9 protein-coding genes are annotated in these 12,049 nt (G+C 53.2%); 1 reads left to right on the forward strand and 8 read right to left on the reverse strand.

Annotated elements, in window-relative coordinates:
- Window positions 1-181: 181 nt before the first annotated feature.
- Window positions 182-946: an SGNH/GDSL hydrolase family protein gene (locus NE357_RS20275; protein ID WP_169431356.1), complete on the forward strand. Its 765-nt coding sequence runs from the start codon at window positions 182-184 to the stop codon at window positions 944-946.
- 8 nt (window positions 947-954) lie between these two features.
- On the opposite strand, the gene NE357_RS20280 is transcribed toward NE357_RS20275, so the two are convergent.
- The 8 genes from NE357_RS20280 to NE357_RS20315 all read right to left on the reverse strand — a co-directional run bounded on the left by NE357_RS20280 (window position 955) and on the right by NE357_RS20315 (window position 12,049).
- On the reverse strand, window positions 955-2,694 hold the full coding sequence (locus NE357_RS20280) for a glycosyltransferase (RefSeq protein ID WP_249314326.1): 1,740 nt from the start codon (window positions 2,692-2,694) through the stop codon (window positions 955-957).
- Window positions 2,695-3,090: 396 nt separating this feature from the next.
- On the reverse strand, window positions 3,091-4,107 hold the full coding sequence (locus tag NE357_RS20285; RefSeq protein ID WP_169431357.1) for an MraY family glycosyltransferase: 1,017 nt from the start codon (window positions 4,105-4,107) through the stop codon (window positions 3,091-3,093).
- Window positions 4,104-5,075: a UDP-glucose 4-epimerase family protein gene (locus NE357_RS20290; protein ID WP_169431358.1), complete on the reverse strand. Its 972-nt coding sequence runs from the start codon at window positions 5,073-5,075 to the stop codon at window positions 4,104-4,106. Before NE357_RS20290 ends, NE357_RS20285 begins: the two co-directional genes overlap by 4 nt.
- Window positions 5,076-5,274: 199 nt before the next feature.
- A complete protein-coding gene (locus tag NE357_RS20295; RefSeq protein ID WP_169431359.1) occupies window positions 5,275-6,654 on the reverse strand; it encodes an FAD/NAD(P)-binding protein in 1,380 nt (459 codons plus the stop codon).
- Entirely contained in the window at window positions 6,651-7,244 is a 594-nt protein-coding gene (gene cysC, locus NE357_RS20300) for an adenylyl-sulfate kinase (RefSeq protein ID WP_169431360.1), read from the reverse strand. Before cysC ends, NE357_RS20295 begins: the two co-directional genes overlap by 4 nt.
- Before the next feature lie 169 nt (window positions 7,245-7,413).
- Window positions 7,414-8,760, reverse strand: coding sequence for a glycosyltransferase (locus NE357_RS20305; protein ID WP_169431361.1), 1,347 nt, complete (start codon window positions 8,758-8,760; stop codon window positions 7,414-7,416).
- A gap of 54 nt (window positions 8,761-8,814) precedes the next feature.
- The gene (locus NE357_RS20310) at window positions 8,815-9,747 is read right to left on the reverse strand and encodes an NAD-dependent epimerase/dehydratase family protein (RefSeq protein WP_169431362.1); all 933 of its coding nucleotides are present in this window, start codon (window positions 9,745-9,747) and stop codon (window positions 8,815-8,817) included.
- Between the two features lie 94 nt (window positions 9,748-9,841).
- Window positions 9,842-12,049 carry a glycosyltransferase family 4 protein gene (locus NE357_RS20315; protein ID WP_249314328.1) on the reverse strand — a complete coding sequence of 736 codons (2,208 nt, stop codon included), beginning with the start codon at window positions 12,047-12,049 and terminating at the stop codon, window positions 9,842-9,844.

The raw sequence follows: 12,049 nt of genomic DNA on the forward strand, positions 1-12,049 counted from the left end.
TGATTCGACAAGAGTCCCGGATCAATGACTTCAGACAGTCACCTCCAGACATCGACAGCCTGCTCAAGGTGCTCGCTGAGCAGACTTGTGACTCAACTAGGCGCACATGCCCTGACCCTATAGAATTTCGCTCTGGTCAATGCACCACCTCAAATCACTGAAATCAGGAAGCTCTCAGACAATGACCCCAGTACTAGTACTCGGCGACTCTCACGCGTCAGTTTTCAGTTCGGATGAAATGAGAACGCTGCTGTCCGAGTATTCGTTCGAGGTCATTTCCGTCGGAGGAGCAACTGTATCGGGATTGAAAAATCCAAATGCCGTCACTCAGGCGATGCCACAATTCACGGCCGCACTGGATGCAACGCACGCCAAGACAGTCATCGTCATGCTCGGCGAGGTCGATACCGGATTTGTGATTTGGTATAGAGCACAGAAACACGATAGCTCAGTTGAGCAAATGCTGCAGTTGGCCCTTGATAACTATCAAAAGCTTCTGAAAGACATTGCTCGGACGCATCAAGTAATCGCCCTCAGTACGCCCTTGCCGACGATTCAGGATGAAATGGAATGGGGTGAAGTTGCAAACCTGCGAAAAGAAGTAAAAGCGTCACTGGCTGACAGAACTCGATTGACCATTGAGTTCAACAACCGCATGGAAGAGTTCTGCCGCCGTGAACGCTTCAGTTACTTGAATCTCGACAGTCACTCGATAGATGCATCCGGACGCCTCAAGGAATCCTTGCGCAACCCTGATCCCAGTGACCATCACTATGACCCATCGGCCCACGCTCTCATGATCGCGCCCTGCTTGGCGCCCCTGCTTGAACACTGCCGGCGCATGGAGCACGAAGGCATTGACAGCCTGGACGCCAATGCCGCCGATAGACCTGACCGTTGTAATCTTCTCAGCAGACTGTGGCGAGCAATGTCGAGTAAAAAATAAGTCAGCGGCTACCCACACCTGTCCCAAACGCCTCGAGGGCTTCCCGCACGAAGGTAGTCGGCAAAGGGATCGGATCCGGCGACCGCCAGACCGCGTTCGGACACGTAGGCGTCAGGCTGAAAACCCGCAACGAGTGGCGGAACACTCATACCCCGCGCCCTTCCCCGTATATTGCTCAAGACATCTTGAACGACGGTTGCTCCATTGCCTCCGACCAACAGGCCCGACTCGACGATGGTATCGACATCCTGCTTTTCCTGTCGGGTTCGTCTGGATGCACTTACACCCAACCCTTCGATTTTTCTGACATAGGAATCCATGTCGAAATAGGTCGCCGCCGCGTCATAACTCAGATTGACTGCTTGCTCATACAACGAACTCGAATCAGCCAGCGCGAATATCTTCTCGGCGGCACTGGTGACATCCAGATAATTGGCAACACACACATCCCGCAATCCGCAGGACGAAAGAAAATCTGAAATCCCGCTCGCCTTGTCGAAACAGACTACCGGCAGCCGCTCCGCAATGGCATCAATGGCGACGTTAGGCAATGGATCCAGCCTTGAGGAAATGAACAGCACATCCGCTTCTTCATATGCGGTGCTGATTGCGGAGGTCTCCCCCAGTATCACGAACCGGTCTCGCAAACCCGATCGTTTGATCTGATCAGCGAGATAGACCGAATACCCATCTTCGGCACCCTGCATGTAGCCCTGACCAATCCAGACGAAACGAAACCGCTCTCCCCCGGGGCTATTCATGGCCTTGATCGCACATTGGATAAAAAGATCTACGCCCTTACGAAAATTGACATACCCGGCGCCAAATACAACAAACTTTCTGTCAGTGTCACTTTTCGGTCGAATTTGTTCCCGAAGCTTATCCGCCTCCATCCGTGCTTGATCTTCACTGCCTTTTTGCTCGGTAAGAACGCACCGCCCTTGTGGAAGGATGTGCGTGGGGAAGTGCTTAAATGCCGGAAATGAATCCTGTGCGTTCTCCTGCGTCAACCCCGCAGAAAACACAACTTCACTACTCCACAATAATGTATCCGACAACAAAGCCTGTGAATTGGGGTAGGCAGAGGCAAACTCATGAATCAGATAAACAGATGGAATAAAGTTCCTGGCAAGCGGTTCGAGAACGAGGTTGCACTCCATACTATTGACCAGTGCAAACTGGAAACTGAACTCGACACTCAACTGTTGTATTGCAAGTTGCGCATACTCAGCATTATGTCTGAGTGCGGGACTGCTCACGGTTGCAACAGCGGCATCCTTAAACGCCCCCAGGAGCGGGCCATTTCCAAGCAGTAATACAACCACGTTATATCGAACCGACAAGCGCTCGACGAGATTGAGCGCCAGAATGGGGGCTCCCGAACGCGATGCCTCATGACTGACAACCAGGATGGTGTCCAGCTCAGGATTAAAGGCATGCGTCTCGGAACGATGCACTAGCGGCAACGTCACGACCCGCCAGGCATCATGCCGACCGTGGTTCAAGTAATGATCGACAGGGTCAACGGCGCCCAGGTCAGGGTTCATTCGTAAATAGAATTCCGGATCAAAATTCTCAGGAAGCAGGCTCGCATCGTGAGTTTCTCCGATGCCAGCCGGTGACATCACCCCCACAGCCAACGGCGAATTATTCTTTTGCAGCTTCGGAGGAAGATTGGGATTCGCCAGCCTTAACCGTGCAGCATTCACAAACCCTAGAAGTTTTGACAGGAAGATACTGCGAGACAAAATCTGCTCCTCTCCGATCGCTTTATTCCAAGAACAAAGCATCATTAGAAATACTGTTATACACCTGATGAGTCAAATCACTTACCGGACAAAGCCAGCTCCAGTGTTGATTCCGACCCGACGTAGACACCAAACGTTCCATCGACGAATTCAGTATTAATTTCGAGGACTTCAGGCCTCGAGGCGGCATTGCGGTTGCCGTTGTACGCGCAGGGATACACACTTTTTACAATTTACGGATCAGTCTTGGCCATAGGCACTCGCTTTTCTGCGGTGACAGAGCGTATTGGCGTTTCAGATCGCAATGAGGATGTTGCGTGCAACTCGTCCCACCTGCCCCGCTCTGGCAGGTGGGACGCACGCCTGCACAGCAAATGCCATGCGCACCAAGGTTTCTCAACTGGTTTCCAGCTGGCCTGCTTGATACTTTACCGCCAGCCAAACAAGAGGCACGTATGCCATCACCAACGCGAGTACGCCATCAACCTTGAAGCAGACGACACAGAGTGCAATCGGCAGCAACCACAGGAGATTGATCAGTCCGACCACGGAAGTCACCGGCAAATGACTGCCGACCCGACGGGACGCAAACTGATAGGCGTGACTGCGATGCGCCTCGTAGACCTTATCCCCGCGCAACAACCGACGTAACAGGGTAAATGTCGCATCGACAATGAACACACCTAACAATATCAGCCAGGCCCACAGCAATCCTGGCTCCACCCAGGCAGCCTGGAGTGACAGGACACCCAGGATGATTCCCAGAAATCCGCTGCCCGCATCCCCCATGAAAATTTTTGCCGGCGGGAAGTTCCAGCACAGAAAACCACCTGCGCAAATTGCGAGCAAGATGGGTGGCCACGCCAGTTCGGGCAAGCCGATCACCCAATACAACAACCCCGCACCCAAGCCGATCGTAACGGCTTCGACACCGGCAATACCGTCAATGCCGTCCATGAAGTTGTACAGATTAAGCATCCAGACCAGGTAGATGACTGCCACAAGATGCCCCAACCAGCCCAGTTGAATACTGAAGCCGCCGATCATCACGGGTGGCAGCCCACCAATCCAGTAAACACCCCATGCTGCTGCAAAAAAATGAGCCAGAAGGCGCCAGCGCGCAGCGACATGACCATGGTCGTCCAAAAAACCTACAACAGCGGTGATACCGCCTGCCCCCATTAATGCAATCAATGCTCCTTGGCCAATAAGCCCGACCTGGAACAGCACCAACAATGCAAGGATGAACACCAGCACGATGGCGACCCCTCCTCCTCGCGGAGTGGGAACCGAATGGGAACTGCGCTGATTGGGTATATCCATCAGACTTCGCGACAGCGCGTAACGGCGCAGACAGGCGGTCAGGACGAAAGATAGCCCGGCCACCGCCGGGATGAGCCACCAATGATTCATGGTTTTCGGTTTTCCAGAAATGGTTTCACGGTGGCGGCCAGACCCTGCTCAAAGCTGAATGGCGGAACCCAACCCAGCAAACGCTGGTTCTTACCGATATCAACCTGGAGCGAACCGAAAACTCGCTGGGCAACCGCACCTCGCCCCACCAGTCTTGCCATGGCACTCACCAGACTGACTGGCAATGGGAGCAGTACAGCGCGCTTTTTCAGGGCGGCGGCGATACTACGCAACAACTCAGTGGTTGATACATCATGCCCGTCACTGGCCAAAAAGACCTGACCAGCCGCAGCGGGGTGTACAAAGCACGTCACGATCAGATCAATCAGGTTATCAAGGCTTACCAGGCTTCGTCGGTTGTGTACCGCGCCCAATGGCAGAGGAATTCCGCGCTGCAACCAGCGGATCATACTCAAGAAATTGGCTTTTACACCCGCCCCATAAACCAGAACGGGCCGGATGATCACAACTTCCATTTCAGTGGTTGTTGAGAGTTGTTTCAATCCAATTTCTGCTTCGAGCTTGGAGATACCGTAAGGATCGACGGGAGCCGGTGTGTCATCGGCAGTAAATACGCTACCCGGCTCGGTGAACTCACCATTTACCTTGATTGAGCTGATGAAGATAAAACGTTTCACACCGGCGTTTGCTGCCTGTCGGGCGAGATTCAGAGTGGCATCGACATTCACCCGCCGAAACTCCGCCAGCGGATCCGTTGCCGTCTCATCCATGACGTGCACTCGCGCACCGCAATGCACTACGACATCAATCCCGGTTAACGCATCTCGCCAATCAGCATTGGCCGTCATGTCTGCAAGCATGAAACGACGAATTTCCCGAGGCAGATCGAGACACTCCCGTCTCAACGCGGCAACTGGCAGATAACTTTTGGAAGTTGCCAGATGTCGCAGCAAGGCCCCACCCAGAAATCCCGACCCGCCCGTCACAAGCACGGATTGAACACTCATTGAAAAGGCTCAACCCGAGGACGCCGAACCTTTGAAATCAAACGACAGGTGAACGGGGACGAATAACTCACGACAACGTCATCGAGATCAGACCTGCTAACCGGCACCATTTATTATTCACTCAGGCGTTGTTGATTGTTTGATCACTGTCCAAAAACGAGAGAAGTCGCCCGACCTGAAGACCGGGCGAATGCTCCCACTACCGACTGATGCTTGTAGCGACCCGCAAGGCCAGATCCTTCGCATATTTTCTCAATTCCGGGACGGCAGTGGCCTCCCAGAATTGCGCCTTGAGCATCGGGCCAACATAACTCAACCAAGGCACCGTGTTGCCGTGCGCATCCAATACGCAAAGCGATTCATCAACACGGATACCCAATCCCAGGCTGTCCAGCTTTATCAGACCTGCCTGACGCAACTGAACGATCAGACGATCATCGACGCGGGCAAGGTTTGAGTTCGGTCCGGTGCAATTGATGACATGCGAAACGTCAACGGTCTCGACCGTGGACTTTCCTCGCTGTTCAACATGAACACGCAAGCCTTTTGCCAACCGCTCGATACTCTGGATTCTTCCTGCCATTGGCCGAAGTCGGCCCTGTTCGATCTGCGCTGAAAATGCTTTGAAAGACTCAGGTGCGACTCTGTGGCGATGAGCATCCCAGTAGACTTGCAGATGACGCAGAAAACGCCGCCGCTCCACTTCATTCAAGCGGCCCCACAAGTGCGCTGTAATCGGTCGCAAGGCGCCGACAATATCGCGCCAGTCGATTTCTCTCTCGGCCGCCAGGCGAACCAGCTCGCGTATGCGGCGAAGGTAACCCAAAGCAGTCGGAGAAGCGGACTGAAGGCTCTGAACGACCTCGCCTGCAATGGACTCGACATGGCGAGAGGCACGGTGTGGCAATGGCCGGACACCACGCCGGGAGAGCATGTACACCCCCCCCCGATGCCCCTGTTGATCCAAAGTCAACGCCACATCCAACGCAGTCAATCCGGCTCCCAACAGCAGAATCGGAGCTTGCGGATCGATCGGTTCTTCGATGGCCCCCGACCAGGGATCAGCCAGATAACGACCTGCGTCTCGGGCAACCGAGGTGATGGATGGGTTGAACGGTGAAAAATTTCCGAATGCCAGGATCACATGATCGGCAATCAGATTGCGCCCATCAACCAAGCTGATCCGGGCCTTTCCATCTTGATACTCAAGACTGTTGGCCTCGCAAGTGATCCGCTCGAAAGTCACCCCCTCTCGACAATTGTGCCCGGCATCGGCCAATAACCATGAGAGGTAGTCGCCATAGAGCTTTCGCGGCACAAAAGTAGATGACGTCGTACCCGGCAGGCGACCTTCGCAAAAGTGCAGAAAGTGATCTGGCTGATCGACCAATGCCGACATGTTGCCGGCCGGCACATTCAGCAAATGCCTTGAACTACTGGTGCCATACGCCAAACCTCGAGCCATTTCACCGGACCGGTTGAGCAGCACCACATGTGTACCAGGCTCGCAGACTTGCAAGAACTGCACGGCCGTCACCGCACCACTGAATCCCGCACCGATAATGACCAGGGTCTTCAATGATCCTTCCGCCCTTCCATAAATTGCATGATTTTTCTTACAGCCTCTGGCACATCATCCTTGAGTGTATTGATGTGAACATCCGGCGCTTCCGGCGGCTCATAGGAAGAATCGATACCGGTGAAGTTTTTCAGCTCGCCCGAGCGCGCCTTGGCGTAGAGCCCCTTTGTATCGCGGCGCTCGCACTCTTCCAAGGATGTGTCGATATGGACTTCAATAAAAAAAGCATCACCGATCACCTGCCGAGCCAATGCCCGGTCACGCCGAAACGGCGAGATGAACGCACTCACCACAATCAGCCCGGCATCGACGAACAACTTGGCAACTTCTGCAACTCGCCGGATATTTTCCGTACGGTCCTGATCGCTAAATTTCAGATCACGACACAGACCGAGACGAATGTTGTCTCCATCCAGCAGGTAGGTGTGACGATGTTCCTCCAGTAACGCCTGCTCAAGAGCGTTGGCAATCGTCGACTTACCGGCACCGCTTAGCCCGGTAAACCACAAAACCACAGGTCGTTGAGACTTGAGAGCACTACGCTGCTCCCGATCGACGACCATTTTATGAGCGACAAGATTTTCCGCCATCGCAAACACACCGCTGATATATATACATTGACTTGAATCAGGTATTTAACGCTTGAAGATGATTAATCTCTGACGTAAAAGCCCAAGTCCTGAAATAAGCGTGAAGGATAGACCGGGCCATTGCCCGCGCCAAGAAAAACCTCTACGAGCCGAAAAGAACCGACTATTTCTACATGGATGAGTTCCAAATCTGAAACAACTCATCCACATAGACAGAAACAGATTTTGGAGGCATGGAATTCGCAGACAACTCCTCCAGCAACCTCTCTTCGCCGATCAGGCGTGCGAGAGCGTGTTGGAGCCCAATAACGCTGCCTGGCGCAAATAGCAATCCGTTGACATCATGAGTAACCGCCTCGGCGATTCCGGGTACATCGGACGCCACAACGGGACAACCGGCAGCCTGAGCCGAGTAGACAACAAGCGGGGTATTTTCATTCCAGACAGATGGCACTACCAGTGCATCCAGGCCACCCAACACGTTGAAAATGTCATCATTCGAAAATGTGCCGCAGAACGTCACCGACTCATTCCCATCCGACAGACGATGCAGTTTGGCTACATATTCCGGAAATTCGGTTTGTTTGCCGTATATCTTGAGATGCACCTCGCGGGAAGAGAACTGCTGCAGCGCCTCCAGCAACACATGGCAGCCTTTATGCGAGGCGAGCGTACCGATGAAACCCAATACCAGCGGCCTATCATTCAACGTCCGCTCGCGCACCACGACAGGCTGGGCCAGGTTGATGCCATACGACGACCTGACCATTATTTCGGATCGCACGCCGTTACGCAGAAGCAGTGACTCAATCATCCGATTGGGCGCAATGACAGCCTGCAGAAGATTCAACCGACGAATGTTGCGGTCAAGACGCTTATCGAGAGCACGCACCTCACCCACGAACGAAACCGTTGGAATCCGAGGAGAACGAGCCAGACGCACCAAACTATCGCTGACACTGTCGGGAATTGCACTGACCAGAGTCGCGATTCGACCGGGCAGCAGATTGGCCGCGAAATGCACCGCACAATTTCCCGCGTCCGGACTCGGCCCGGCACAGGTCTGCCCGCCGCAGCGCAGCAACTGCCCAGTGGGACAAATACTCCAGAAGTCGGTCGGCGTGTAATAAGCAGGCACACCTGCCATCACGGCCTTTTCAATCAGTCCGGTGCCGAGGCGGTTAAGGTGAAAGAAGTGCACAACGTCCGGCTGGAACTCTTTCAGCAATTGCTGAAAAAAGTCCGCAGCCAGATGGTTATCATAGCCAATTTCGATTTTCGACGTCTGATCACCCATCGGCACATATGCGTGCCGAAATCGGTCCACCAGAAGCCCGTCGTAATGATATTGGTCGAATCGCTCTTGATCCGTCAGCGCTTCAGTGGCCGGAAAACCTGTGAAGATCCTTACCTCATGCCCCCGCCCCTTCAGCTCGCGAGCGACGGACAGAGTCAGAACTTCGGTGCCTGCAGAAAATTCCGGAAAAAACTGATGTACGGTGAGCAGTACCTTCATTCGAGGTTGCAGCCAGCATTGCTGGAGAGCAAAAGGCAGCTCACCCGATAACCCTCACTTCTGCGATTCTTTCTTGGCCCATTCAAACGTTCTGAAGATACCGTCTTTCATGGAAATCCTGGGCGACCATCCGAGATCATCCTGCGCCAATTTATTGCACAACACACTCACGGGTACATCGAAAGAACGCCCAGGCTTGTAGTTTCTGGCAACCGGGGCGCCGCTGACCTCTTCGATCATCGACATGAGGCTGTTCAAACTTGTACCGATACCCGAACTGATATTGAAAACACTGGTTTCGCCGGTGTAGGTCACCGCTTTTGCAAATGCCTCCGCCACGTCGCTGACATGAAGAAAATCGCGCTGGACGTTGCCGTCTCCCCAGATTTCGATCGGCGTGCCCTTCAATACATTATGAATGAACACACCCACAGCACCTTGGGCTGTTTCCACGCGCTGGCGCTCGCCATACGGATTGGCAACCCGCAGAGACACTTGTTTAATGCCATGAAGGTGGCTGTATAGATGCAAATATTTCTCGATGGCCAACTTGGTTATGCCATAAGAAACCTCTGGATCAGTCGGATGTTTCTCATCAATAGGAATGTACTTCGGAGCGCCGTAAACAGTCCCGCCCGACGAAATGAAAACAATTCGACCGACCTTTTTTTCAACCATGGCATCAAGCAATTGCAAAGTTGCAATTACGTTGCTTTGCACATCATAGATCGGGTTTTCATTCGAGCTTTTTGGCAAGGTCGTCGAAACAAGATGCAAAACAACATCAACGCCGTCGATTGCCTCTTTGATACTACTGATATCCGACAGATCACCCGTCATCCACTCGACTTGCTCATCAGGCAGAAACGCACGATAGGCAGGCACTCTCGGGCGTTCGAAAACGCGGATCGAATGCTTATCCTGTAACAAACGATCAACGATAGTCGATCCGATAAAGCCGCCGCCGCCAAACACTGTGATTTTCATAAAAACTCTCGACTAACATCGAAACTGTCGAAAAAACATTGACGTTAATCTGCAATAAAAAAGACGAAAAACCTACCACACAAGCAGAAACGCGTCAAGAAACAGACACTTTCAACCTTCGCGCAACCCTCCTGATTAAAGGCCTGTTGAAAATGAACTTGGCCCAGCGATTTCGACGCACCTTCGCTATCAGGAAAGCAAGAATACCTTGATTGAATGGAGCAGCGGTCTGTGCTTCATTCGTCAGACAGTGCGTTGAGTACAGATGATCGAGATAGGAAGTGACTCGTCTGTTTTCCAACGCATTCGTCGCTATTTCTCTGGCCAACCCCAGCGGCAAAAATGGTTGAGACGAATGCTTTCTGTTGGCTCGTGCCTCATCCATGATTTCCAGCCACTGACGACTGGTTGCAGCGGCAGTATAGTTCGCCTCAATCAACTGCCGACAGGCCAGCGCCTTGCGACGACGTGTCTCGGCGTCCGCCGCCAACTCTTGAAGCACCTGCACATAACGAGCGACTTCATCCTCGCCATGCTGGACCAGGTATCCGGTTTCCACACCCACCAACTCGTCCTGGCCACCCACATCAGCCACAACCGGAACCACACCCGCCGCCATGGATTCGATAAGCGCAACCGAAATGCCTTCATATTCGGATGGCATCAACAAGACGTCGGACACTGCCAGCAGGGAAAGCCAGTCAGCATGAGCCTTCGCCCCCAGCACCCGTACCTCTGTGCCCAGGTCATACTGCGCGATCAGACTTTCAAACGCAGGGCGCAGCTCCCCCTCGCCAATGACCAAGGCATTGAAGCGAACCCCCTTCTGCTTCGCCACGCTTAAAATCTCGGCAAGCTTCAGTGGCCGCTTCTGATCACACATACGACCGGCAAAAATAATGGTGAGAGCCTGCTCATCCAAAGCAAAACCGCGCAATACAGCACCGCGCTCGCCTTCGGACAGGGACACCGGATGAGATTTGATTCCCGTATACATCACTCGAATCTTTTCCGGATCGGCGCCGAGCCTCTCCATCCAATCGGACAAGTGACGCGTGCTCACCACATTCAGATCAAGCGCGTCCTGGTAACCAACCGCGAATCGCGGGTGCCCACCATTGAGCCAATGCATCTCTTCGGTATGGCACAAATCCACAAACGCCGTTTCAGGCGCCATGGTGCGCAAGTAAGGCAAAAGCTGATAGCCCAATGTACTGCCGGCGATCAGTACCGTGTCGATGCTCCGGGATTCAATCAGATACAAAATAAAGCGTGGAAAATCCGACAAAGACAGAAAATTCGGCAGCACGAAAACATCACGAGTCAATTCGGCAAACTTTCCGAGCCAGCGATGATCTGCTTCCAGGGTCGCGCACACAGTGACATCAGCGCCACCAGCAACCAGGCCTTCGATAAGGTCAATATTGACCCGATCAGCCCCCCCTTCAACCATCCACGGCAAGAGAAACATGACCCGCCGGCCACTTGCATTGCGCTTGAGCGGGTTGCGGAAAGGAAACGCAACCGGCAACGTTTCATAGGCTGAAGGAAAACGCCGATTGACCTGTGGAATTGCCTTACCGGCCTTTATCTGGTCAGAATCAACATCATGCCCCACCTCCGAGAAAGCGCACCACTGCAGATACTCGGGAATCGTGTATCCCCAATACCCCTTGTCAGCCAGGCAAGAAAGCATCGCGAGCGGATCTCGACCGTCAGACAAAATCGCGATATCGGAGAAAGTCTCCAACAACACCGAACTGCGGAATACCGCCGCTCTGACCCTCAATTGAGCACTGGCAAGGTAATGTTTACCCTCACTCAAATGATGGTTGATCAACCACCTATGCTCGCCCGGAATCATTCCCAAGGAGTTGCAAAAAGCAAATTCCGGATTCGATACCAAGGACCAGATGGCCTTTTCGATAAACGTTGATTTCAGTTGAGTTTTGGCATCCACCAGCACCACGTAATCAAATGCAGACCAAACCGCACTTGTGGATGCACACTCGGCACGTGGGCGTAAAAGAACGCGCTCATCTTTCGCAACTTCAGCAATAAACGCCGCACTCAACTGTTCATCCGAGTTGCCGTCGTAACAAACTAGCCACTGCCAACTTTGAAAGGTCTGCACCCGCAGTGACTTGTAAACACCTGACAAATCACATGCGCGCTCACTTGCCAAACTGACAACAAGAACAGGCGCAGCCTGCCCCCCTTCGGCTTGAGCAGCTACGTAATCATTAGCCAGTGCGACCGTACCACAATAGCTGGAGAAATCCGGCGGTGTTGAGTTTTGCAT

It is taken from the genome of Pseudomonas sp. G7(2022), assembly GCF_052660475.1.